The sequence below is a fragment of the Longimicrobium sp. genome (assembly GCF_036388275.1).
GTDB lineage: Bacteria > Gemmatimonadota > Gemmatimonadetes > Longimicrobiales > Longimicrobiaceae > Longimicrobium.
On sequence record NZ_DASVSF010000113.1, the window covers coordinates 103,536 to 127,079 of the forward strand.

Annotated in this window: 20 protein-coding genes; 10 read left to right on the plus strand and 10 right to left on the minus strand. The window is 70.4% G+C overall.

Going from position 1 to position 23,544, the window contains the following annotated elements; all coding sequences use genetic code 11:
• Positions 1-394 precede the first annotated feature (394 nt).
• The 8 genes from VF632_RS26835 to VF632_RS26870 form a co-directional block, all read right to left on the minus strand.
• Positions 395-2,536, minus strand: a complete 2,142-nt coding sequence (locus tag VF632_RS26835) for a transglutaminase TgpA family protein (protein ID WP_331026037.1) — start codon at positions 2,534-2,536, stop codon at positions 395-397.
• Entirely contained in the window at positions 2,533-3,603 is a 1,071-nt protein-coding gene (locus VF632_RS26840; protein WP_331026038.1) for a DUF58 domain-containing protein, read from the minus strand. Before VF632_RS26840 ends, VF632_RS26835 begins: the two co-directional genes overlap by 4 nt.
• 588 nt (positions 3,604-4,191) lie before the next feature.
• Complete coding sequence (locus VF632_RS26845) at positions 4,192-5,166, minus strand: MoxR family ATPase (RefSeq protein ID WP_331026039.1); 975 nt, start codon at positions 5,164-5,166, stop codon at positions 4,192-4,194.
• 122 nt (positions 5,167-5,288) lie between these two features.
• Complete coding sequence (gene polA, locus VF632_RS26850) at positions 5,289-8,102, minus strand: DNA polymerase I (protein WP_331026040.1); 2,814 nt, start codon at positions 8,100-8,102, stop codon at positions 5,289-5,291.
• An 81-nt stretch (positions 8,103-8,183) separates the two neighbouring features.
• Positions 8,184-8,777: an RNA polymerase sigma factor SigZ gene (sigZ, locus tag VF632_RS26855; RefSeq protein ID WP_331026041.1), complete on the minus strand. Its 594-nt coding sequence runs from the start codon at positions 8,775-8,777 to the stop codon at positions 8,184-8,186.
• Between the two features lie 77 nt (positions 8,778-8,854).
• Positions 8,855-9,022, minus strand: coding sequence for a hypothetical protein (locus VF632_RS26860; RefSeq protein ID WP_331026042.1), 168 nt, complete (start codon positions 9,020-9,022; stop codon positions 8,855-8,857).
• Between the two features lie 76 nt (positions 9,023-9,098).
• A complete protein-coding gene (locus VF632_RS26865; protein ID WP_331026043.1) occupies positions 9,099-10,349 on the minus strand; it encodes an AI-2E family transporter in 1,251 nt (416 codons plus the stop codon).
• A gap of 251 nt (positions 10,350-10,600) precedes the next feature.
• Positions 10,601-11,638 (minus strand): TerC family protein, encoded by a 1,038-nt coding sequence (locus VF632_RS26870; RefSeq protein WP_331026044.1) that lies wholly within the window; start codon positions 11,636-11,638, stop codon positions 10,601-10,603.
• 332 nt (positions 11,639-11,970) lie between these two features.
• Here VF632_RS26870 and VF632_RS26875 point away from each other — a divergent pair, with 332 nt between their 5' ends.
• The 4 genes from VF632_RS26875 (at position 11,971) to VF632_RS26890 (ending at position 15,338) form a co-directional block, all read left to right on the plus strand.
• Positions 11,971-12,927 carry a cyanophycinase gene (locus tag VF632_RS26875; RefSeq protein ID WP_331026045.1) on the plus strand — a complete coding sequence of 319 codons (957 nt, stop codon included), beginning with the start codon at positions 11,971-11,973 and terminating at the stop codon, positions 12,925-12,927.
• Between the two features lie 113 nt (positions 12,928-13,040).
• Positions 13,041-13,313, plus strand: coding sequence for an autorepressor SdpR family transcription factor (locus VF632_RS26880; RefSeq protein WP_331026046.1), 273 nt, complete (start codon positions 13,041-13,043; stop codon positions 13,311-13,313).
• Positions 13,310-13,957, plus strand: a complete 648-nt coding sequence (locus VF632_RS26885) for an SdpI family protein (protein WP_331026047.1) — start codon at positions 13,310-13,312, stop codon at positions 13,955-13,957. The genes VF632_RS26880 and VF632_RS26885 overlap by 4 nt, the downstream gene beginning before the upstream one ends.
• A gap of 34 nt (positions 13,958-13,991) precedes the next feature.
• Positions 13,992-15,338, plus strand: a complete 1,347-nt coding sequence (locus VF632_RS26890; protein WP_331026048.1) for a serine aminopeptidase domain-containing protein — start codon at positions 13,992-13,994, stop codon at positions 15,336-15,338.
• Between the two features lie 64 nt (positions 15,339-15,402).
• Here the strand turns inward: VF632_RS26890 and VF632_RS26895 are convergent, their stop codons facing one another.
• Together VF632_RS26895 and VF632_RS26900 are read right to left on the minus strand one after the other, a co-directional pair.
• On the minus strand, positions 15,403-15,717 hold the full coding sequence (locus VF632_RS26895; RefSeq protein WP_331026049.1) for a tetratricopeptide repeat protein: 315 nt from the start codon (positions 15,715-15,717) through the stop codon (positions 15,403-15,405).
• 164 nt (positions 15,718-15,881) lie between these two features.
• On the minus strand, positions 15,882-16,508 hold the full coding sequence (locus VF632_RS26900; RefSeq protein ID WP_331026050.1) for a hypothetical protein: 627 nt from the start codon (positions 16,506-16,508) through the stop codon (positions 15,882-15,884).
• Between the two features lie 495 nt (positions 16,509-17,003).
• Between VF632_RS26900 and VF632_RS26905 the strand changes: the two genes are divergently transcribed.
• The 6 genes from VF632_RS26905 (at position 17,004) to VF632_RS26930 (ending at position 23,477) form a co-directional block, all read left to right on the plus strand.
• Entirely contained in the window at positions 17,004-18,158 is a 1,155-nt protein-coding gene (locus tag VF632_RS26905; protein ID WP_331026051.1) for an MFS transporter, read from the plus strand.
• Positions 18,155-19,090 carry an LD-carboxypeptidase gene (locus VF632_RS26910; protein WP_331026052.1) on the plus strand — a complete coding sequence of 312 codons (936 nt, stop codon included), beginning with the start codon at positions 18,155-18,157 and terminating at the stop codon, positions 19,088-19,090. Before VF632_RS26905 ends, VF632_RS26910 begins: the two co-directional genes overlap by 4 nt.
• Positions 19,087-19,800 carry a hypothetical protein gene (locus VF632_RS26915; protein ID WP_331026053.1) on the plus strand — a complete coding sequence of 238 codons (714 nt, stop codon included), beginning with the start codon at positions 19,087-19,089 and terminating at the stop codon, positions 19,798-19,800. Before VF632_RS26910 ends, VF632_RS26915 begins: the two co-directional genes overlap by 4 nt.
• Before the next feature lie 2 nt (positions 19,801-19,802).
• Positions 19,803-20,402, plus strand: coding sequence for a cob(I)yrinic acid a,c-diamide adenosyltransferase (locus tag VF632_RS26920; protein WP_349264040.1), 600 nt, complete (start codon positions 19,803-19,805; stop codon positions 20,400-20,402).
• 30 nt (positions 20,403-20,432) lie between these two features.
• Complete coding sequence (locus VF632_RS26925) at positions 20,433-20,846, plus strand: BrxA/BrxB family bacilliredoxin (RefSeq protein ID WP_349264037.1); 414 nt, start codon at positions 20,433-20,435, stop codon at positions 20,844-20,846.
• A 798-nt stretch (positions 20,847-21,644) separates the two neighbouring features.
• Entirely contained in the window at positions 21,645-23,477 is a 1,833-nt protein-coding gene (locus VF632_RS26930; RefSeq protein ID WP_331026056.1) for a long-chain fatty acid--CoA ligase, read from the plus strand.
• Positions 23,478-23,544: the final 67 nt, after the last annotated feature.

Below are 23,544 nucleotides of genomic sequence, written 5' to 3' on the forward strand. Positions count from 1 at the left end.
CCTGCCCCCGTCCCCCACTGCGCAGGGGAGGGGGAGACCTGAACTGCGCTTCGGCTGGGCTGGCTCATGCCGCGGGCGGCCCCTCCCCCGACCCCTCCCCCGGCAAACTGCGCCGGGAGAGGGGAGAATTCAATTGCGCTTGGGCGGGCCAGGTGCACGCGATCTGGTGTGTACCCCCTCTCCCACGCTGTTTGTGGGAGAGGGTGGCACGCGTGTCAGCGCGGCCGGGTGAGGGCCCCACGGCAGCCGAGGCCTCGGCTTCGGTGACCGCTGCCGCGCCCTGATTCGTACGTGTCCGCGGCTAGATCCGTCGGCCCGCGGGGTTGGTGCTGCGGGCCAGTGTCGTGCGCCTGGGCTCAGGATGATAACTCGTTTCCTATCAATAACTTGAGGCCTACACCCCAGCCGGATCCCGCTCCCTCTTCCGCCGCAGCTCGTCCGCGCTGTCCGTGGGCGGATTCGTCGAGTTCCCGGGCGGTGGCGGATCGTCGTTCGGCCGCGGCCGGCGGCGAGCGGCGCGGAGGGCCGCACGGGCTTCTCGCAGCGCCTGGTCCATCCGCGCGCGGCCGGCCTCGCCGATGTCCTCGCCGCCGAAGCGGGCGCGGACGTACAGGCGCACCAGTTCCATCCCCGCCGCCGCGCCGGGGGCGCGCTCCCGCTCCAGCCGGTCGGCGAAGTCCATCGGACCCGCGGCGCCGCCCAGCCGCGCGCGCTCGTAGGCGCGCCGCAGCGCCAGGTAGCTGCGCGTTTCCACCGATCGAGGGCCGCTTCGTCCGCGCCGGATCCACATCACCCCCGCGCCGACGACGAGGAGCGCCATCGCGAGTGCCACCAGCGGTGGAACCCCGGGCGCACCTGGCCGGCGGCCGCGCGACCAGGGCGAGCTGTCTCCGTTGCCGCGGCTGAACAGGTCGCCGAGGCCGCGAAATACCGCGAGCTGCCTCTCCAGGTTGTAGTCCAGCACCCACTTGTACCAGCGGTGCTCCAGCCCGTCGAACCAGAAGCGGGCCGGCCACGACCATCCCGTCCCCGTCCGCAGGTTCACCAGCGTGCCGCGCGACGGCGGCGTGGGATCGAACGGCACCCAGCCCAACGTGGGAAACCATACCTCCACCCACGAGTGAGCGTCGTTTCCCGTCACGGCCAGGTAGGCCCCGAAGTCGTTCCACTCGCCGCCCAGGAACCCCGTGACGTTGCGGGCGGGGATGCCCACCGAGCGCAGCATCACCACCATCGCGCTCGAAAAGTACTCACAGTGTCCCGCGCGGCGGCGGAAGAGGAATCCCTCGATGGTGGCGTCGCGGCGGGTCTCGGGAAGGTCCAGCGAGTACTCGAACGTTCGCAGGTACGCCTCTACCGCACGCACCTTGCCCACGCGCGACGGCTGGCCGTGCGTCAGCGAGTCGGCCAGGGCGCGGACGGCGGGGGCCAGCCGCGGAAGCTGCAGGTACGCCGAAACCAGCGGCGAATTCTCCTGCGGGCTGTTGGCCAGCAGGCGTTCGGGAGGCAGCTCGCGGCCCGAGGTGACGGTGTACACCGGCTCGTCGGACCCGAAGAACCGCAGGTCGCCCGTGGGATCCTGGCGCACGCGGATGGCGGAGCGAGGCTGCACGGAGAGGATCGGGTGCTGGCCGAAAAGGACGTCCGCGCCGGCCGGCCCGCCGAAGATGCGCGTGCGGCGCGCGGGCCCGCCCCAGCGCCGGGCGTAGTCCGACCCGTACATCTGCCCGGGGAGGCCGCGGGTGCGGGACCAGCGCACCCCGTCGAAGCGGTCGAACGAGCGGCCGCGCCAGTATGTCGCCTCGGGGTACGCCGGGCCGCCGTCGGGAAACTCCACCCGGAACGCCACTTCCGGATTGGGCGTCAGCCGCCCGCCGTGCTCGCCCAGCGACACGCCGTCGCCGAAGCCCGCCATCACGTCGCCCGTTCCTGCGCGCCCCTGCACGTTCCACTGCCGCGGAAGGCGCGGGAAGATGACGAAGAACGCCACGCTCACCAGCAGCGTCACCGCCGACAGTGCGGCCGCGCCGGCCAGCGTGCGCCGGGGCACCCGCACGCCGGGCGCGTCGAAGCGTTCCGCCTGCCGCCGCAGCGAGCCGACCATCATCGCCAGGGTGGACAGGACGACGAAGGCCACGAACGCCGCGCCGAAGGCCAGCCCCGGGTAGTACGCCGTCGCGGCAATCATCAGCGCGAAGGCCAGCAGGTACAGCCGCCCGTCGTTCTTCGCCTCCAGCGGGCGCAGCGCCTCGCCGCCGAGCAGGACCAGAAGCATCGCCATCACGGCCGGCATGAAGTCGCCGACCACGACGAACGCCACGTACAGCATCCACAGGCACAGCGCCACGATGACGATGCGCGTGACCCGCTCGATCGACGGACCCCACGAGGGCGGCGGCAGGCGCACCATCGCCGCCGCCAGCCCCAGCGCGCTGGCCACCACGTCCAGCGTCCACCCGGCCCCCACGGCATACGCCAGCAGCGCCGCGAACGCCATCCCGGCCGTCAGCCGGCGGTGCAGCAGGGCGGCGCTCATCGCCCGCCCTCCGCCGCGGCAAAGACGTCGCCCCAGCCGGGGAGTGGCGTGCCGGCCGTCACCAGCACGCACTCCGCCGCGGGTACGGGCGCCTCCAGCCGCGGCGCGTCGGGGCGAAAGCGCGCACGGGCCAGCAGGTCGAGAACGCGCTCCATCTGCGCGGCCCCGCCGGCCGGCCGCACGCGCGCATCCTGCGTCGCCAGGCCGAACGCCTCGCCGCGCTTCAGGGCGGCGGATGCCACCGCGGCGGCGATCTCCACCGCGTCCTCGGCCAGGTCGCCGTCGGGCGCGCGCAGGTCCAGGCACAGCCAGAGCGCGCGTGACCGGTCGCGCTCGTACTCGCGGATCACGGGATGCCCCACGCGCGCCGTGGTGCGCCAGTGCACGTCGCGCGGGTCGTCGCCCGGGCGGTACGGGCGCAGGCCGCGGTACTCGCCGCGCGCGCCGGCCGAGCCTGCGTACGCCTCGCCCGCCTGGCGCACGCGCTCGCCCGAGGGCCGGGGCTCGCGCACGGGCCGGTCGGCGCGGGGCCAGACCACCGCCTCGCCGGGCACATCGCGGTCGCGCTCCTTGACGAACAGGCCGAAGGGAAAGGTGGTGGAAAGCACGATGGTTTCCAGCGGATACACGCCGCGGCGCTCCCAGGTGTGCTCGGCGCGGGCGACGCCGTGGGCGCCGGGCGCGATGGCCGCCACCCAGCCGCGGGCCTCGTGCCCGTCCTCGCCGGCTTCGATGGAATAGGCGGAAAGCCGGCGGTTGCCGTTGCGGATTTCGTAGGTGATGCGCGCGGGCGAACCCGCGGTGGCGCGGGCCACGCGGCGGCGCACCTCCAGGTTCCTTACCATCTGCTCGGAAAGAAAGCCGCTGAGGGTGATGAAGCCCAGCATGCCGCCCAGCAGCAGGAAGAGCAGGTTGTTGCCGGTGCCCACGGCGGCGAAGCCCAGCATCACCGAGCCGCCGGTGAAGAACCATCCGCCGCGCGAAAAGTGAAGCCGCCGCGGCGGCTTCAGCCAGCGACGGACGCGGGTGCGAACGTGGGCGAGCGACGTGGGAGTTGGAATTTTCACGCTTGGAAACAGCAAAGGAACTTGGGCGTATGCCTCGGCGGGGGCCCCTCCCCCGGCCCCTCCCCCGGCAAACTGCGCCGGGAGAGGGGGGAACTTCGGTCGGGGTTCGACAGGGCGCCGGTGCATGCGTCTGGGAGCCCCCTCCCCCCGGCCCCCGTCCCCCGCTGCGCAGGGGAGGGGGAGACCTGATCTGCGCTCCGGCTGGCCCCGCGCACTCTACTACGCGTGCAGTCCGCGAAGGCGGACTTCGTGACTTTCCAGCTGCGGTTTCAACCGCCGGGACCGGGCCTGGTCGGACGCTCCCTCTTCGGCCGCGCACCGCAAACCCGAAGTGTACCCCCTCTCCCACGCTGTTTGTGGGAGAGGGTGGACGAGCCTAAGCGAGGACGGGTGAGGGCCCCACGGCAGCCGAGGCCTCCGCCCCCGGTGACCGCTGCCGCGCCCGGGCTTGTACGTGCCCTCGGCTGGATCCTTCGGCCCGCGAGGTTCGCCGTGCAGGCCGGTCCGGTGCGCCTGGGCCTTCAGGATGACAGGCTGCAGTGTCTGCCTTTAAACCGGGAGCGGGATGACAGGCTGCGGTGTCTGCCTTTAGACCGGCATCGGGATGCGGGCGATCACCTCTTCCAGCACGCCGACCGCTTCCTGGTACGCCTCACCCGTCGCGGCGGAGGCGCCGGCCGGGAGCAGGCGGTGCGCCAGGACGGGAACCGCCAGGCGGCGAACGTCGTCGGGCACCAGGAACTCGCGGCCGTCCACCAGCGCGTATCCGCGCGCGGCCCGCAGCAGCCCGATTGCGCCGCGGGTGCTGGCGCCCGCACGGAAGCGAGGCTCGGCGCGCGTGGCCTGCACCACGGACATCAGGTAGTCCACGATGGACGCGTCGGCGTGCACCGAATCCACCCGCTCCTGCAGCGCGATCACGGATTCGGCGTTCAGCACCGGGCGGATGCGGTCAACCGCGTCGTGGGTGCCCGCGGACTGCAGGACCACGTTGCGCTCCTCGTCCGCGTCCGGATAGCCGATCGACAGGCGCATCATGAAGCGGTCGAGCTGGCTCTCCGGCAGCGGATAGGTGCCGTGCTGCTCCAGCGGGTTCTGCGTGGCCATCACCAGGAATGGGCGCGCCAGGTCGTAGCTGCGCTCGTCGATGGTCACGCGGCCTTCCTGCATGGCCTCCAGCAGACCGCTCTGCGTGCGGGGCGGCGCGCGGTTGATCTCGTCCGCCAGCACCACGTTGGTGAAGATGGGCCCCGGGCGCGTCTCGAACTCGTGGGTGCGCGGATTGTAGACGGAGACGCCAAGGACGTCGCTGGGCAGCAGGTCGCTGGTGAACTGGATGCGTCGGAACTCCAGCCCCAGCGCGGCGGTCAGCGCGCGGGCCAGCGTGGTCTTGCCCACGCCGGGGATGTCCTCGAACAACAGGTGCCCGCGGGCCAGCAGCGCCGCCAGCGACAGGCGCACCGTCTCGCGCTTGCCGCGGAACGCCGTCTCCACCTGCGCGATCAGGTCGTCCAGCAGACCGAGGTCCACCTCGGGAGCTTCAACGGAAACGGCGTTCAGCATGCCGGCTCGGGATCAGGATCTGAAGAGGGACGGGAAGCTTCCATGTACACCGCCGCCCTGCGATCGATGCACTTTCGCACTTTCGCACTTTCGCACTTTCGCACTTTCGCACTCACGCACTCTCACTTCGTCTCCAGCCAGTTCATCCCCACGCCGCCCTCCACCTTCAGCGGAACGTTCAGCGTGGCCGCGCCCTCCATCCGCTCGCGGACGAACTCCCGCACCGCGTCCTCGCTGCCGATGGGCGTTTCGAACAGCAGTTCGTCGTGCACCTGCAGCAGCATCTTGGCGGGGACCACGCCGGCGGCCAGGTCGTCCTGAATGCGGATCATGGCGATCTTGATCAGGTCCGCCGACGAGCCCTGGATGGGCGCGTTCGTCGCCGCCCGCTCGCCGAACGCACGGATGTTCCAGTTCTTGGACTTCAGCTCGGGGATGTAGCGCCGCCGCCCGGTAAGCGTCTCGACGTACCCACGCGACTTCGCCAGCTCGATCTGCTCGTCCAGGTAGCGGCGCACGCCGGGGAACCGCTCGAAGTACTGCTCGATGAACGCCTTGGCCTCCGACTGGGGGATGCCCAGCTGCTGGCCCAGCGAGAACGGCCCCTGCCCGTAGATGATGCCGAAGTTCACCGTCTTGGCCCGGTCGCGCATCTCCTTGGTCACCGCGTCCGGCGCCACGTCGAAGATCAGCGCGGCCGTCTGCCGGTGGATGTCGGCGCCGGCGCGGAAGGCGGTGACGAACGCCTCGTCGCCCGAGTAGTGGGCCAGGATGCGCAGCTCGATCTGCGAGTAGTCGGCGGAGACGAACACGTGCCCCTCGGCGGGGATGAAGCCGCGGCGGATCTCGGCGCCCATCTCCGTGCGGATGGGAATGTTCTGCAGGTTGGGGTCGGTGGACGAAAGGCGTCCCGTGGCGGCCACGGTCTGGTTGAACGACGTGTGGATGCGCCCCGTGTCGGGGTTCACCATGCGCGGAAGCGCGTCGACGTAGGTGCCGCGCAGCTTGTCGATCTGCCGGTACTGCATCAGCAGCGTGGGCAGGGTGTGGCCCTGCGCGGCCAGCGCCTGCAGCACGTCGACGTCGGTCGACGCGCCCGTCTTGGTCTTCTTGATGACGGGGAGCCCCAGCTTGCCGAACAAAATCTCCCGCAGCTGCGGCGTGCTGCCGATGTTGAACTCGGTGCCCGCCTCGGCGTAGATCTCGCGCTCCACGCGGCTCTGCTGCGTCCTCAGCTCCTCGCCCATCCGCGCGAAGAACGGCTCGTCGATCCGAATGCCGTTCCACTCCATCTCCGCGAGAACGTGCACCAGCGGCATCTCCACCTCGCGGAACAGCCGGTCCAGGTGCAGCGACTCCATCTCCGGCCCGAACTTCTCGGCCAGGCGCAGCGCGATGTCGGCATCCTCCGCGGCGTAGGTGCAGGCGTTCTCCAGCTCCACCTCGGCGAAGGGGATCTGCGCCTTGCCCTTCCCCGCCACCTCCTCGTACGAGATGGTCTTGTGGTCCAGGTGCTGGAGGGCGATGGAATCCAGCCCGTGCTCGCGGCGCCCCGGCTCCAGCACGTAGCTTGCGACCATCGTGTCGAAGTCGATCCCCCGGATGTCGATCCCCTCGCGGCGGAAGACCAGGAAGTCGTACTTCAGGTTCTGGCCGACCTTCTTGACGCCTTCGTCCTCCAGCAGGTCCAGCAGCGGGCGCATGGCCTCGGAATGGAGGTCCGGCAGGTTGCGGACGACCTCGCACTGCGGCCCGCCCTCGGTGCCGGTGATGGGCGTGGCGTCGCCCAGCAGCTCGCCCTGCTCCGGCCCGCGCGTGCGGTGGCGGAACGGTAGGTAGTACGCCTGTCCGGGGTTCACGCCGATGGAGATGCCGCACAGGCACGCCCGCATGGGATCGGTGCTGTCCGTTTCCGTGTCGACGGCGAACCGGCCGGCCCCGCGCGCCTGGTCCACCACCGCCCGCACCTCGTCCACCGTGGACAGGAGCGTGTAGGTGCCGGCCAGGCGGTTGGTCCGCACCTCCGGCTCCTCGGCCGGGGCCGCCCAATCGCGGGCGAGCGTGTGGAACTCCAGGTCCAGGAACAGGTCCTTGAGCCGGGCGCGGTCCGGCTCCTGGAGCTTGATGGCCTCCAGGTCCAGCTCCACCGGAAGGTCTTCGCGGATGGTCACCAGCCGCTTGGAAAGCCGCGCCGAGTCGGCGAACGCCTCCAGCGCCTCGCGGGCGCGCTTGCTCTTGATCTCCGCCGTGTGGGCGATGATGTCTTCGATGCTGCCGTACTGCTCGATCAGCTGCACCGCCGTCTTCGGCCCGATGCCGCTGACGCCCGGCACGTTGTCGCTGGCGTCACCGATCAGCCCCAGGTAGTCCACCACGCGATCCGGCTTTACGCCCAGGCGCTCGTGGGCGTTGCGCTCGTCCACCCACTCCTCTTCCACCGCCGTGGGGCCGCCGCGCCCGGGGTTCAGCAGGCAGACGTGGGGGCGGATGAGCTGGTAGAAGTCCTTGTCGCCGGAAACGATCACCGCCTCCAGCCCCTGGTCCACCGCTTTCCGCGCCAGCGTGCCGATCACGTCGTCCGCCTCGTAGCCCTCCAGCTCCAGCACGGGAATGCGAAAGGCCTGCACCAGCTCGCGAATGCGGGGGATGGAAAGCGCCAGCTCGTCGGGCATCTTTTCGCGCGTGGCCTTGTACTGCGGATACATCTCCACGCGCTCGGAGTCGCCCGCGTCGAACACCATGCCCAGGTAGTCGGGCTGGTGCTTCTCCATCACCTTGATCAGGAAGCGCGCGACGCCCCAGGCGGCGGAGGTGTTCTCGCCCTTGGACGACATCAGCGGCCGCGAGATCAGGGCGAAGAACGCGCGGTAGATCAGCGCGTAGCCGTCGATCAGGTACAGGCGCTCGCGGGTTTTCTCTGGCTTTTCTACGGGCATCGGGCGGGCCGGGTACAGGGGTCTTCGGGCGCCGCCAATCTACCCGCCGCGCCGCCCGTCCGACAGGCGCCCCGGCGGGAGCTACGCGCCTCCGCAGCTCCCGCAGCCGTCTTCCGCGCCGCCCCTGCCTGGGCCGCACCCGTCGGGAGACTCGTAATCCACGATGGCGCCGCGGCCGTCGAACTCCACCCGGCAGCACGCCAGCAGCATCTCTTCCAGCCTCCGCCGGGCGCGCTGCACCCGCGACTTCGCGCCGGAGAGCGAAAGGCCCAGCCGCCGCGCGGTCTCCTGCTGCGTGAGTCCGTGGAGTTCGGAAAGCCGCACCGCGTCGCGGTAGTGCTCGGGAAGCGCGTCCACGAGAGGATGGATGCATTCCGCCAGCTCCCGGCGCGCGGCATCGCTCCTCTCTCCTTCGGCCTCCGCCAGGTCCGCGGGCAGCTCCTCCGTGGGCCGGCGGGCGCGGTAGTGGTCGATCACCGCGTTCCGGGCGATCTGGTACAGCCACGGCTCGAACTTCTGCCCGCCCCGCAGCGTGTCGCGCTTCTGGTACGCGCGCACCAGGACGTCGTGCACGATGTCCTCCGCCGTTGCGTGGTCCTCCACGCGGCGCTGGACGAAGCGGAACAGCTGCTCGCGGTACGTGCGCCAGAGCGATTCGTCGTGGACGGCGATCATCGGCGGAGTGTCAGCGGTATCGTCGCGGACGGAAAGGGACGGCGGACGCGATGTCCGCCGTCCCACGATGTGCGCGGCTACTGGCACCCGCACCCCTGCCCCGCCGCCGGCTCCGTGCCGCAGCACGACGACTTCGCCGCCGGCTCGCAGCAGACCTCCTGCTTGGCCGTCGAGCAGCAGGAGGAGGGCGCGGGGATTTCCGCGACGACGGGGCGGGCGGGCTCCGGGTGGGTCTGCGTGGTCATGGTCGGGTCTCCCGTTGAGTGTGTCCTTCAATGGCCTTCACTCAGGGAGACGGACGGGTCACGAAAAGGACGCAGCCTACCGGATCACCGCCCGCCGCTCGCCGCGGTCGCGCTCACCCAGGAACTCGCCGACGGCCGCCAGCGACTCGATGTGGTCGCAGAAGATCTTGAACGTCGCCAGCAGGGGCACGGCGATGAACGCGCCGGGCAGCCCCCAGATCCAGAACCAGAAGGTAAGCCCCACCAGCAGCGCCACGGGGTTCAGCGCCAGCCGGTGCCCCATCAGCGCCGGACTGATGAAGTTGCCCTGGATGATGTTGATCACCAGGAACACGGCGGGCACCAGCAGCGCCTGGCCGATGGTGTCGTACACGGTCAGCGCGGCCAGCGTCAGGATGGCCGTCATGATCGCCGCGCCCAGGTACGGAATGAACTCCAGCACCACCACCATCGCGCCCCACAGCAGCGGGTTGGGCATCTTAAGCGCCCACATGGCCAGCGCTACCACGATGCCCTCGGTAAAGGTGATGGCGAAGGTGGTGAGCAGGTAGGTGGAGATGGACGCCTCGGTCTTCCGCGCGATCTCCACCGCCTTCTGCTTGTCGCGCAGGTTGGGGAGAACCTTGATGAGCTTTTGCAGGAACAGGTCGCCGGCCGCGAGCAGAAAGTACAGCAGGATCAGCACTTCCATCGCCGCGATCAGGAACTTCTGCGTGGTGCCGAACACCCGGGCGACCAGGCTGGGCTGGCGCACGACGACTTCCTGCGCCGTTTCCGGCCCGCCCACCGCGCCCGCCGCGTCTTCCACCTGCGCCGCCGTCTGGCTGGCGCGCTCGAACGGCTTCAGCACCTCGCGGATCCGCGCCTGCGCGGTGGCGAACGTCTGCGGCGCGCTCGACGCCCACCCCTGCACCGGCCCCGAAAGCTCGTATCCCACGAAGCCCACGGTACCCAGCAGCCCCAGGATGATGAGTCCCGCGCTCACGGGCGGGCGGATCTTGAACCGCGCCAGCGCCCGCACCAGCGGGCTGAACAGGAAGCTGAGCAGCAGCGCGACCACGATGGGCAGCAGGAAGGGCCGCGCGAAGTACAACGTGTAGAGCAGGGCCAGCACGGTGAGCGTGGTGATGCCGGCGGAGCGCCCACGCGCGCTGTCCATGGCCTCGCCGGTCCTGCCCAGGTCCGGCGTGGGCGCGCCCGCTTCCACCGGCCGTGCCTGCGCGGTGGCGTCCACGTCGGGCGTGAGCACCGAGTCGCCGCTTGGAGCGGCGGCGGGAACGTCACCCTCGGGCTGTGGCGTGGATTCGCCTGGGAGATTGGTAGACATGGGCCGTGTCACAGGGGCGGAAGACCATCTTCCATCAGGTGTGCAGAACTTGCGCCCCGCCGGATTTCGGGCGCCGGTTGGTTACACTCGTGTAAGTTACAGCCCTGTAAGTTAGCAGGGCCGTAATCTAACGAATCAGCGATCCATCTGCGCGTCGGCCGCGTATACGACGAAGGCCACGAAGGAAGAACTTCCTCCGTGGCCTCCGTGCCCTCCGTGTGAAACCGCCGTTAGCTCCCGCGGACGCGAGATCAGCCGCGCGGGTCCTCTGGCGGGATGATCGGCCCGGGAGGGTCGTCGGACGCGTCCAGCGGGTCGTGCGTGACTGGCTGGTGCTCCTCGAGCGCCTTGGGCCAGATCAGCGAGGCGACCACCGAGAACCCCAGCACGCCCGCCACCACGACCAGCGAGATGGCCACGGGAATGTGGAAGTGCAGCGCCGTCACCAGCATCTTTGCGCCGATGAACATCAGCACCACCGACAGCCCCAGCTTCAGGTAGTGGAACTTGTCGATCACCCCCGCCAGCAGGAAGTACAGCGACCGCAGGCACAGGATGGCGAACACGTTGGACGTGTACACCAGGTACGGGTCGCGCGTGACGGCGAAGATGGCGGGGATGGAATCCACCGCGAAGATCAGGTCCGTCGTTTCCACCAGCACCAGCACCACGAACAGCGGCGTGGCGGCGTTCTGCATCTTCCCGCCGATGTTCTGCCTGACGAAGAAGCTCTGTCCCTCGTACTGGCTGGTGATGGGAATGAAGCGGCGGATGAGCTTGAGCGCGGGATTGGACTCCGGCTCCACGTCCATCTCGTCCTGGGTGGCCATCTTGATGCCGGTGTACACCAGGAATGCGCCGAACACGTAGATGATCCAATGGAAGCGCTCGATCAGCAGGGCGCCCGCGGCGATCATGATGCCGCGCATGGCCAGGGCGCCCAGCACGCCCCAGAACAGCACCCGGTGCTGGTACTGCGGAGGCACCTTGAAGTACGCGAAGATCAGGACGAAGACGAAGATGTTGTCGACCGACAGCGCCAGCTCGATCAGGTAGCCCGTCAGGAACTCCAGGGCCTTCTGCTTGCCTTCGACGCCCTCGACGGGCAGGTACCCCGTCCAGATGGCCCCGGCGAAGATCAGCGCCAGGGCCGCGGTCATCGCGGCAAAAATGCCCGCTTCGCGCACCTTTACCACGTGCGCCTTGCGGTTCAGCACGCCCAGGTCGATCGCCAGGATGACGAACACCAGGAGCGTGAACCCCCCGTATGCCAGAACGTCTCTGCTCAAGCCTTCCTCCGGTGCGGCGCCGCGATGGTCGCGGCGCGAAGTTCGGTTACGCGCACGAAAAGGGGCGAAACCCTCGTCCCGGACCCGGCCGCGCGTGCGGCACGTTCCCGTGCGACGAAGGTCTCGCCCTGACGGCGGGCGCCCCGCGGCGCCTGCGTCCCAACCGGACCGTGCGGGCTGCCCCGCAGTCTTGACGATCCGGCCGCCGGCTGTCTCGCCGGTGAGCTACTCCCCTTCCTGAGTGCGGAAGCTATCCGGCAATTCCCCTGCCGTCAACGCAAGCCGCTCCCCGGTGCTGGCCCGCGGAGTGCGACAGCCACATCATTCACGCGATGATCACTCGAGTGGAGCAACCGAACCTGCTGATGCACACGCACCAACGGCTTCGCCGAGCCCTGTGCGCCGCGGCCGCCTCGCTCCTGACCGCCTCCGCCTGCGCTCCCGCTGTGCCGGACGGCGCCTCCGCCGCGACGCCGTCCGCCCACGGGCACCTGCTGATCGTAGGTGGCGGTACGCAGCCCGCGGAGCTGGTCGAGCGGTTCGTGGAGCTCGCCGGCGGGCCCGGCCGCGCCCGCATCGCCGTCGTGCCGATGGCCAGCGAGGCAGCCGAGGAGTCCGGCCGCGAAAAAGCCGCGGACCTCCGCAGGCTCGGGGCCGACGCCTTCGTCCTGAACCTGTCGCGTGCCCAGGCGCTGACCGACTCGGCGGCGCGGCTGTTGAACGGCGCCACCGGGGTGTGGTTCTCGGGCGGCGACCAGTCGCGGCTGACCGCCGTTCTCGCGGGGACGCCCACCCTGGATGCCATCCGGGCCCGCTGGCGCGCCGGGGCCGTGGTGGCGGGCACCAGCGCGGGCGCGGCGGTGATGCCCGACTCCATGCTCACGGGCAACCAGGTGCGCGCCGGCACCGACACGGTGGGCTACTACGGAGACGAGTACCCGGACGTACGCCGCGGCGCCATCCAGGTGGTCGCCGGGCTGGGGTTTCTCCCCGGCACCCTCATCGACCAGCACTTCATCCGCCGCGAACGGCACAACCGGCTGCTGGCGGCCGTGCTGGAACGCCCGACGCTGCTGGGCGTCGGCATCGACGAATCCACCGCGCTCGAAGTGGCCCCCGACGGCCGCTGGACCGTACGCGGCGCGAGCGCGGTATTCGTCTACGATGCCCGCGACGCCCGCGTAACCCCGGCCAGCGCGCCGGTCCTGGGCGCATCCGCGATCCGCACCCACCTGCTCGTTCCCGGCACCGTGTTCGACCCTGCCACCGGGCGAGCCACACTGCCCTGATCCCCCGCTTTCCGGGAAGGTTGACTTTCCGGTCCCAATCCGCTTATTTAGACGATCGTCTAATAGACGATCGTCTAAGTGACGAGCCTTACACGCGACCGCTCCGGCCACCGATGCTCGACGAAACGCTGCGCGCCCTGGGCGACCCCACCCGCAGGGAGATCCTGCGGGTGCTGCGCGCGGGCGACCTGACGGCGGGCGAAATCTCGGGCCGGTTTCCCATGACCGCCGCCTCGGTGTCGCACCACCTGTCCGTGCTCAAGGAGGCGGGGCTGGTGAAGTCGGAGCGCAACGGGCGCAACCTTGTGTACTCGCTGGAAACCACGGTTTTCCAGGAGTTCCTTCAGCAGATGCTGGATCTTTTCGGCAAGGGAGACGAACGATGAGAAACCGCTGGCTGGCCCCGGCCGTCACGCTGGCCATGTGGGCGTTCGCGCTGGCCATGTTCGGGCGGCTGCCCGCGATGGTGCCGTCGCACGTGAACCTGGCGGGTGAGGTGGACGGCTGGATGCCGCGCGCCTACGGCGCGTTCCTCCCCGCCATCATCGCCACGGCGATGGTCGGCCTGATCCACCTGGTGCCCCGCATCGACCCGCGCGCGGCGAACGTGGAGAAGTTCCAGGGCGACTGGCGGCTGCTGCTGAACCTGATCGTGCTGTTCTTCGCCGTGGTGGAGGTCACCACGCTGGGCCACGCGCTCGGCTGGCCGGTGGACCTGGGCCGGGCCAGCCTGGTGTCGGTGGCGCTGCTGTTCGTGGGCATCGGCAACTACCTGCCGCGGGTGCGCAGCAACTGGTTCATGGGCATCCGTACCCCGTGGACGATGGACAACGAGCGCGTCTGGCGCGCCACGCACCGGGTGGGCGGACGCACCTTCGTCACCGCGGGACTGATGCTGGGCGTGGCCGCCCTGCTGCCGGTGGCCGTCAGGCCGGCGCTGACACTCGTGTCCATCGTCGTCGCGGTGGTGATTCCCCTGATCTACTCGTACGTGGCATGGCGGCGCGACGTGGCCGGCCGGCCGCTGTGATCACGCATTCTCTCCCAATCGAAACGTGACTCCGATGAACGGACGGATGATGGCGGTCCGCATGATGGCGGCGTTGGTTGGCCTGCTGATCGCGGCGCCTGCCGTGGATGCGCAGACGCCAGAGCAGGACGCGGCGCGTGCGATGGAAGCGTGGACGAAGCTGGTGGACGACGGCCGCTATGACGAGGCGTGGCGGCAGGCTGCCCCGGCCGTGCAGGAGCGCGTTCCGCTGCCGGCGTGGGAGGCCAGCTTGCGCGGTGCACGCGGCAGCCTGGGCACGGTGTCGGGACGCGTGCTGGAATCGTCCGAGGTCGTCCCCGCCCCGCCCGGCGCGCCCGCGGGCGAGTGGGTGCGCGTGCGGTTCGTGGTGACGTTCGCAGGCGGGAGGGTCGCGACGGAAAGCGCCATCGCGCTCGGGGGTGAGGGCCAGTGGAGAGCGGCGGGCTACTTCATCGCGCCGCGCCCGCAGGCGTCGGACTACGCCGCCCCCGCGGACGCGCCGTACACGGCGGAGGAGGTGACGGTGAACGCGGGCGGCCACACCCTCGCCGGCACGCTCACCCTGCCGAAGGACGCGCGGAGCCGGGTGCCCGCGGTGGTGCTGATCACCGGATCAGGGGCGCAGGACCGCGACGCGCACTCGCCGCTGATCCCGGACTACCGCTTCTTCCGCCAGGTTGCGGACACGCTGTCCCGCCGCGGCATCGCCGTCCTGCGCATGGATGACCAGGGCTGGGGCGGTTCCAAGGGCGACCCGTCCGCCGCGACCACCGCGGACTTCGCGGACGACATCCGCGCCGGCATCGCCTTCCTGCGCGCCCGGCCGGAGATCGATCCCGAGCGCATCGGCCTGGCGGGGCACAGCGAGGGCGGGATCATCGCGCCGCTCATCGCGGCCGGCGACCCGCGCATCCGCGCCGTCGTGCTACTGGCGGCCACGTCGCGCACAGGCAACCGCATCGTCGACTTCCAGGTGCGGGATGCGCTCATCGCACAGGGTCTGGCCGGCGCCTCGTTGGATTCAGCCTTCGCGGCGGCCGTCGCCGCCCGATCCGCCGCGGCGGAGGTGCCGTGGGTGCGGTGGTTCCTGGAGCACGATCCGCTGCCCGTCGCGCGGCAGGTGCGCGCGCCCGTGCTGATCCTTCACGGCGCCACCGACCGCCAGGTGACGCCGGACCAGGCGCCGGAGCTGGAGGCCGCCATCCGCGCGGGGGGGAACCGCGACGTGACGGTGCGCGTGTTCCCCGCGCTGAACCACCTGTTCCTCCCGGACGCCGAAGGAACGGCGGATCCAGCCCGCTACGCCCGCCTCCCCGAAAAGCGGGTTCCCGGCGAGGTGCTGGGCTCACTCGCGGACTGGCTGGCGCAGCGCCTTCGCTGACCACGGCTGCAAAAAAGCGGGGGCGCCGCCACCAGGCTGCGTCCCCGCTTTCGTTCCCCCGCCGTCACCACGCGTCCAGCACGTCCTCGAACTCGCCGGCCATGGTGGGGTGCCCGTGGCGGTTGGCCGCCTCGATCCCCTTCTGGTACGCCTCGCGCGCTTCGTCGTCGCGGCCCAGGTGGCGCAGCGCGGTACCCAGCCGCCCCCACGCGTTGCCCTCGTCGTCGGTGCGGGCCAGGTAGCCGCGCAGGGCCTCGACCGCGTCGTCCCAGCGCTCCTCCTTTTCGTACTCCAGCGCCAGCCCGAACCGGGGCCGCGGGTCGTCGGGATGGGCATCCAGCATCTTCCTGAGCGCTGCGATTCGCGCTTCTGTCGTCACGGTGCCTCCTGGTTGCGGCGCGGCGCGCAATCTACGTAGTGCCGCTGAAGTTCGTGCTGATCCAGCGGAGCGAATGCCGGTAGATTCGGGCCTTGTCCAACGGTTCGAAAACATGGCCGCGGAGGCGGCTTATCGAATGAGCCCGATCAGGCTGGATCGGGTGTTCAGGGGACGATCAGGACGACCCACTCCAGGTTCGCGTCGGCTCGAATCTCGGTGAGCAGTCGCGGCGCGGATCCGGCCGCGGGCGGCGCGCTCACGCGGAAGTCGCGGCTGGAAAACACCCTGACCTGCATCGTGTCCGATCCCACGGTGGGAATGAGCTCCCACGGAATCAGGATGGGCGAGGGGAGCGGCCCCTCTCCGGAGATGCTGAAGCCGGGGCCTCCCCTCGTGAAGGATACGTGCCATCGCTCGTACCCCGGCGCCGGGAGCGTACCGGAAGAGCCAGGAAAGATGGGAAGCACCAGGTCCTGCCGGGCGCGGAGCGTCATCGACGGGCTGCCCCGGCGCGCCACGCTATACACCGTGAAGTTCGAAAACGGCACGGCGCCAAGCGTCGGCACGGGAAGCCGCACCCCAAGGCCGTTCGCCACGACCGCGCTGTCCAGCGGCACCCTGGCGGAGAATTGCCGCTTTTGCGTTCGCGTTCCGATCGCATTCTGCACGCGGAGCGTGTCACTTCGGAAATCGATCCGCTCGCCACCGCTCAACGCGATGAAAGTGGCCTGCACGTGGGTGGAGTCGGCGCCACGGCCGTGCGTACTCACCTGCACCTCGGCCACGATCACGCGACCGGGGGTGGTAGGAAGTACGCATGCTGCCGCGAGCGTGAGCAGGAGAAGTCCGGCACGAGGGGAAAATCGAAGCATGAGAGGGGATCGGATGTGGAGAAGGCGGAGCCAGATGGATCGGATGTGGGGAAGGCGCAGCCACGTGGAAGCGAGAACGCCTTACGGGGCGAATCGGGACAGGGTAGAGATCCGCCCCACGTTGGGCAATGATGCGAGGGATTTCCACTTTGCTACACGAGCGAGTCGGGGTGGGGCGCTCGCGATCCCGTTGCCACCGGCTCGGGCGAAATCGCGGCGGTGGCGGCACTTGGCGCGTTGTCAGCGGCGGGGGCAGGCGGTATCTTAGCGCCCTCACACGGAAGGGGTGAAAGCAGGGCTTTGAGCAGATCAACCATTTCCGCGGGCTCACGCGGTTTCGGCGCGGTAGCCGGGCGGCCTCTCGTGCCGCGTCCCGCCGGCTTACCAGGGCGCGGGCGTTCGCCGCTGACCGTGGTGTTCCTCACCGTGTTCCTGGACCTGGTGGGGTTCGGCATCGTCATTCCGCTGATGCCGCTGTACGCCGAGCGGTTCGGTGCCGGTCCCGTAGCCGTTACCTGGCTGCTGGCGGTGTACTCGCTCATGCAGTTTTTCCTGGCGCCCTGGTGGGGCCGCCTGTCGGACCGCGTGGGCCGGCGCCCCGTGCTGCTGGTGGGCATCGCGGGGTCGGCACTCTCGTACCTGGCGTTCGGCCTTGCCGGGTCGCTGGGGATGCTGTTCGCCGCGCGCATCGTGAACGGGGCGATGGGCGCCAACGTGGGCGTGGCCCAGGCCTACATCGCCGACATCACGCCACCGGCGGAGCGGGCGCGGGGAATGGGGATGATCGGCGCGGCGTTCGGGCTGGGCTTCATCTTCGGCCCGGCGATCGGCGGGCTGCTTTCGCGCATCGATCCCGCGGCGCCGTTCCTGGGGGCGGCGGCGCTGGCCGGCGCCAACGGCGTCCTGGCGTACTTCCGGCTCCCCGAGTCGCTTCCCGCGCACGTCCGCGCCAGCATCCCGCGCCGCGAAACCGGGCTACGGGCGCGGCTGCGGACGGTCATCGCGTCGCCGCCGGTGCTGCGCGGCCTGTTCGCCGTTTCGTTCATCACCACGCTGGGGCTGGCGGGAATGGAAGCCACACTTTCGCTCTGGGCCGACCGGCGCTGGGGCCTTTCGCAGGAGGCCGTAGGCTACGGATTCGCGGCGATGGGCGTGGTCGCCGCCCTCGCGCAGGGGCTGATGGTGGGCCGCCTGGTGCGGCGCGTCGGCGAGCGGCGCGCGGCGCTGCTGGGGCTGGCACTCGCGGCGGTGGGGATGGCGTGCATTCCGCTGGCGCCCTCGCCCGCCTGGGTGCTGGCCGCCGCGGCGGTGTTCGCCGTCGGCCAGGGTGCCACGGTGCCGTCCGTCAGCGCCATGATCTCGCGCCAGGGCGGCGCGTCCGAGCAGGGCCGCGTGCTTTCCGCCTCGCAGTCGCTTTCCGCCGCCGCGCGCGTCGTCGGCCCCTGGTGGGCGGGGATCGCGTTCGCCCACGTGGGCATCTCGGTCCCCTACCTGGCCGCGGCGGCGCTGGCCCTCGTCGCCCTGGGCGTGCTGGCGGTGGCGGTTCGCGGCGGGGAGGTGGCCGCATGATCCGCCCGCCCGCCCTTCGTCCCGGGTCGCGCGTCGCCCTGGTCGCCGCCGCGGGGCCGCTTCCCCCCGGGGGAGTGGAGCGCGCGATGGACCGCGTTCGCGCCTTCGGCTGGGAGCCCGTCGCGGGCCGGTTCTGTCGGGAGCGGTGCAGCGGCTACCTGGCCGGCACGGACGACGAGCGCGCGGCGGACCTGGAGGCGGCACTGACCGATCCCGGGCTCGACGCGATCTGGTTCCTGCGTGGCGGCTACGGGACCATGCGCATCCTTGACCGGATCGACTGGCCGGCCCTCGCGACGCATCCCAAGGCGCTGATCGGCTTCAGCGACAACACGGCGGTGCACCTGGCCGCCCAGCGCGCCGGAGTCGTGTCGTTCCACGGTCCGCATCCGCACACCGCCGAGTTCCCGGATTTCGCGCGCGACACCTTTCTTCCCGTGCTGACGGAGGCGCGGCCCGCGGGCGTGCTCCCCTTCCCCGCCGGCTCGGCGGGATGCGCGGAGGCGCTGGTGGAGGGCCGGGTCGAGGGGCCGCTCCTCGGCGGAAACCTGTCGCTGGTCGCGTCCACGCTGGGGACGCCGTTCGCCATCCAGCCGCGGGGCGCCATCCTGTTCCTGGAAGAGGTGGGCGAGCACGTCTACCGCCTAGACCGGCTGCTTTCGCACCTGAAGCTGGCGGGCGTGCTGAACGCCGTAGCGGGCATCGCCATCGGCGCGTTCAGCGAGGTGCCGGACGAGGGCAGCGAAGGACGGCCGACCGTGCGCGAGCTGCTGCAGGACCGGCTGGGCGACTTGGGCATTCCTGTAGCGTTCGGCTTCCCCTTCGGCCACGTGGAGGACAATTGGACGCTGCCCCTGGGCGTGCGCGCGCGGCTGGACGCGGGCGCGGGAACGCTGGAACTGCTGGAGCCAGCGGTGGCGGAGCGAGGATGATGGACGACCTCAGGCACATTCGCGTGGGGCTGGAGGAAGGCGCGGACGGCATGCTGATGGCGCATGCGCTGAACCTGCCCGGATGCGTCGCGATCGGCGCGTCTGCAGAGGAGGCGATGCGGGAGTTCGAGCGTTCTCTCGCTCTCTGGCTGCGGTTCCTTGCCTCCACCGGGGAGCGCGTCCCGGCGCCGGACGACGAGATCCAGGTTTCCGTGGACGAGTGGATCGCCACGGACGCGCGGGTCGGCGGGGCCGTGTCTACCGCGCTCTTCGAAGCCGACCTCGCACCGTTGCTGCAGGACGAGGCCGAGCTGGGGGTGCGGCGGCTGGGCGACATCCGCGGGCTCCTGCTGGCGCGCGTGCGCCGGCGGCGGAACCTGAACCTGGACGTGCCCGCGCCGGCGACGAGCGCCACGGTTCGGCAGGTTCTGGAAGAACTGGCGCGGGCGCAGTGGTTGTTGCTAAGCCGTTTGGGCGCCAGCCCCATGGCTGGGGCGCCGGACCACACGCTGGCCCGGCTGGACACTGCCGCCGCGCTGGTGGTGGACCGGATGACCACGCTGCCGGACGACGCACGGGCGCGGCGGCTGGAGCTGGACGGCGAAGAGTGGACGCCGCGCAAGGTGCTGCGGCGGCTGCTGGGGCTGGAATGGACCCTCGGGGTGATCGCGCTGGCGGGGCTGCAAGCGGCGGAAGCGGAGAACGGATGACGCTGAAAATTTATACGAAGACGGGCGACCGGGGCGAGACGGGGCTGTTCGGCGGCCAGCGCGTGGCCAAGGACCACGTGCGCGTGGCGGCCTACGGCGACGTCGACGAGCTGAACTCGCTGCTCGGCGTGGCCGTGTGGCACCTGGAGGCGGATGGGCAGGCGGAGCTGGCGGGGGGGCTGCGCGGCGTGCAGTCGGACCTGTTCACCGTCGGCGCCAACCTGGCGACGCCCTCGGTGGAGGACGGCGGCCGCGAGTCGCCGTGGATTCCCGCGCTGGCGCCGGGCCGCATCGAGGAGCTGGAGGCGTGGATCGACGCGGCGGAGACGGAGCTGGAGCCGCTGAAATCGTTCGTGCTCCCCGGCGGATCGGGCGGCGCGTCGTACCTGCACCTGGCGCGAACCGTCTGCCGCCGGGCCGAGCGGCACGTCGTCACGCTGTCGCGAGAGGCACACGTGGGCCCGGAATGGGTACGATACCTCAACCGGCTTTCGGACCTGCTGTTCACCCTGGCGCGCCTTGCCAACCGGCGCGCCGGGGTCGATGATGTTCCGTGGATGCCGAACCCGCGCGGCGCGGCCGAAGAGGGTGCCCCGCCGTGATGAACCGATCCTACTAGAGAGGATGCCCATATGTATCCGGAGATGCTGATCGCCCCCATGCGCCAGGAGCTTACGCGCTTGGGCGTGCAGGAGCTGAAGACCCCCGACGAGGTGCAGGCCACCCTTTCCGACACCAGTGAGCCCACGCTGCTGGTGGTCAATTCGATGTGCGGCTGCGCGGCGCGCAACGCGCGCCCCGCTGTGGCGCTGGCGCTTCAGAACGAGAAGAAGCCGGTCAAGCTGACCACGGTCTTCGCCGGCCAGGACCAGGAAGCCACGGCGGCCGCGCGCGCGTTCATCCATGGCTACCCGCCCTCGTCGCCCTCCATCGCCCTGCTGAAGGACGGCGAAGTGGCGCACATGATCCCGCGCCACCAGATCGAGGGCCGCACGGCCGAGGACATCGCCCAGGACCTGGTCGAAGCCTTCAACCGCTACTGCTGATCGCGTTTTTGGCAGACGCAGACGCAGACGCCCCCGCCCGGAGTTCCGGGCGGGGGCGTTTGCCGTCGAAGGGGCGGCCCCTGAACGAGAACCTGTCATCTGAACGAGAGCCTGTCATCCTGAGGCCCAGGCGCACCAGACTAGCCCGCAGTACAAGCCTCGCGGGCCGAAGGATCTAGCCGCGGACACGTACAGGCCAGGGGCGCGGCAGCGGTCACCGTAGCCGAGGCCTCGGCTGCCGTGGGGCCCTCACCCGTCCTCGCTTATGCTCGTCCACCCTCTCCCACAAACAGCGTGGGAGAGGGGGTACACTTCAGGAGTTGGCGCGTCGAGGCAAGCTCGGTGCTCGGGCCGGCGCCCCCCATCCCCAGCCCTTCCCCCGCAAACTGCGCGGGGGAAGGGAGCCAGTTTGGCGCGCTTCGGCAGCCGGAGCGCATCGAAGGTCTCCCCCTCCCCTGCGCAGCGGGGACCGGGGGAAGGGGCTGCCGCAGCATGCGACGAAGCTAGCCGGAGCGCAATCGAATTCTCCTCTCCCCCATGGGGTGTATGGGGGAGAGGCCGGGAGAGGGGGGCGGCCGCGGCATGCGCCAGTGTCAGCCGATCCGGCACGGCGTTCCCCCCTCTCCCGGCGCAGTTTGCCGGGGGAGGGGCCCGCTCGCGGATCGCACGCGAGCGGGGGGGTGGGGCGCCACTTGTCTACGTCCGTAGCGCCCGGCATCTTCCCGGGAAGGTCGCGTTCCGCCCGCACCGCCCCACGTACACGCGGCTCATCATTTAGGCAGCCATTCAGGAGCTTTGATGCGGCAGATGAACACCGTCGTTCCGCTCCGCACCGTCGAGCGCGACACCATCCCCAAGATCTTCTTCGGGGGCATCGACCGGCACGGGCGCGACGCGGCGATGATGTACAAGGCGGCGGGGCAGTGGCACGCGCTCTCCGACGCCGAGGTGGAGCGGCGGGTAACCACGCTCGCGGTGGCGCTGTCGGCGGCCGGGGTGGCTTCCGCCGACCGCGTGGTGGTGCTGGCCGAGAACCGGCCGGAGTGGGCCATCTGTGACTACGCCATCACCGGGCTGGGCGCCATCACCGTCCCCATCTACCCCACCCTTCCCGCCAACCAGGTTCAGTACATCGTCGCGGACTGCGGCGCGAAGGTGGTGTTCGTCTCCAATGCCGCCCAGGCGGCCAAGATCCGCGAGTTCCGGGTTCAGCTCCCGGAAGTGGAGAGACTGGTGGCCTTCGAGGGCGCCGCGGACGGCGTGGAATCGTTCGCGGACTGGCTGGCGGAGGGCGAACGCGAACTGGCCGCCGGGCGATACACCGGCTTCCGCCAGCGCGCGCTGTCGGTGCCGCGCGAGCAGGTGGCCACGCTCATCTACACGTCGGGTACCACGGGCAACCCCAAGGGCGTGATGCTCACGCACTTCAACCTGGCGGCGAACCTGGCGGCCTGCCTGCAGCACGGGATGACGGAGATCATCCGCCCGGGCGACGTCACCCTCTCGTTCCTGCCGCTTTCGCACGTGTTCGAGCGGATGGTGGACTACCTGTACTGGGACGTGGGCACCACCATCGCCTATACGCAGGTGGAAAAGGTGGCCGACCACCTTACCGAGACGCGCCCGATGGTGACGGTTTCGGTGCCCCGGCTGTTCGACAAGATCTACAGCAAGGCCATCGGGGCGGAGGGATTCAAGGCCAGGGTCGTCGCCTGGGCCCGGGGCGTGGGAAGCCGCGTGGCCGCGCTGCGCGAGGAGGGCCGCGAGCCGGCGGGGCTGCTGGCCGTGCAGAACCGGCTGGCGGACCGGCTGGTGTTCAGCAAGCTGCGGGAGCGCACCGGCGGGCGGGTGCGCGCCTTCGTCTCGGGCGGGGCGCCGCTGTCGCCGGAGGTCGCGCGCTTCTTCCTGGGCGCCGGTCTTCCCGTGTACGAGGGCTACGGGTTGACGGAAACGTCGCCGGTGATCGCGGTCAACGCGCCGGGGAAGATGCGGATGGGCACCGTGGGGCAGCCGGTGCCGGGGGTGGAGCTGGCCATCGAGCCGTCCACGGGCGAAATCCTCACCCGCGGCCCGCACGTGATGCGGGGCTACTGGAACGATCCGGATTGCACGCAGGACGCCATCGACGCGGAGGGCTGGTTCCACACCGGCGACATCGGCGAACTGACGGCCGATGGCTACCTGCGCATCACCGACCGGCTGAAGAACCTGATCGTTACCGCCGGGGGCAAGAACGTGGCGCCGGCACCGATGGAGAACCTGGCGGTGATGTCGCAGTACATCTCGCAGGCCGTCATGCTCGGCGACCGGCGGGCGTATCCGGTGATGCTGGTGGTGCCGGAGTGGGAGAACCTGCGCCCCTGGGCCGCCGCCAACGGCCTCCCGTCGAGCGATTCCGCCGCCCTGGCCGCCGATCCCAGGGTCAGGAAGCTGCTGGAGGCGGAGGTCCTGAGTGCGCTTCGCGACTTCGCCCAGCACGAGCGGCCCAAGAAGATCGCTGTCATCCAGGACGAGTTCACGATCGAGTCGGGGATGCTCACACCCACGCTCAAGATCAAGCGCAAGGTGGTGGAGCAGGTGTACCGCGAGGTGATCGAGGGCCTGTACGGCGGCCCCGCGCTGCCGACCTGACCCGCACCGTCACCAGAACGAAGCGGCGGCATCCCGAGAGGATGCCGCCGCTTTCGCCACCTGCACC

What these genes read in the sequence shown, in the direction of transcription:
- VF632_RS26835 (WP_331026037.1), bottom strand. Translation starts at nt 2,536, where the DNA reads ATGAGCGCCGCCCTGCTGCACCGCCGGCTGACGGCCGGGATGGCGTTC.
- VF632_RS26845 (WP_331026039.1), bottom strand. Translation starts at nt 5,166, where the DNA reads ATGCTGAACGCCGTTTCCGTTGAAGCTCCCGAGGTGGACCTCGGTCTG.
- polA (WP_331026040.1), bottom strand. Translation starts at nt 8,102, where the DNA reads ATGCCCGTAGAAAAGCCAGAGAAAACCCGCGAGCGCCTGTACCTGATC.
- sigZ (WP_331026041.1), bottom strand. Translation starts at nt 8,777, where the DNA reads ATGATCGCCGTCCACGACGAATCGCTCTGGCGCACGTACCGCGAGCAG.
- VF632_RS26860 (WP_331026042.1), bottom strand. Translation starts at nt 9,022, where the DNA reads ATGACCACGCAGACCCACCCGGAGCCCGCCCGCCCCGTCGTCGCGGAA.
- VF632_RS26865 (WP_331026043.1), bottom strand. Translation starts at nt 10,349, where the DNA reads ATGTCTACCAATCTCCCAGGCGAATCCACGCCACAGCCCGAGGGTGAC.
- VF632_RS26875 (WP_331026045.1), top strand. Translation starts at nt 11,971, where the DNA reads ATGATCACTCGAGTGGAGCAACCGAACCTGCTGATGCACACGCACCAA.
- VF632_RS26880 (WP_331026046.1), top strand. Translation starts at nt 13,041, where the DNA reads ATGCTCGACGAAACGCTGCGCGCCCTGGGCGACCCCACCCGCAGGGAG.
- VF632_RS26885 (WP_331026047.1), top strand. Translation starts at nt 13,310, where the DNA reads ATGAGAAACCGCTGGCTGGCCCCGGCCGTCACGCTGGCCATGTGGGCG.
- VF632_RS26890 (WP_331026048.1), top strand. Translation starts at nt 13,992, where the DNA reads ATGAACGGACGGATGATGGCGGTCCGCATGATGGCGGCGTTGGTTGGC.
- VF632_RS26910 (WP_331026052.1), top strand. Translation starts at nt 18,155, where the DNA reads ATGATCCGCCCGCCCGCCCTTCGTCCCGGGTCGCGCGTCGCCCTGGTC.
- VF632_RS26915 (WP_331026053.1), top strand. Translation starts at nt 19,087, where the DNA reads ATGATGGACGACCTCAGGCACATTCGCGTGGGGCTGGAGGAAGGCGCG.
- VF632_RS26925 (WP_349264037.1), top strand. Translation starts at nt 20,433, where the DNA reads ATGTATCCGGAGATGCTGATCGCCCCCATGCGCCAGGAGCTTACGCGC.
- VF632_RS26930 (WP_331026056.1), top strand. Translation starts at nt 21,645, where the DNA reads ATGCGGCAGATGAACACCGTCGTTCCGCTCCGCACCGTCGAGCGCGAC.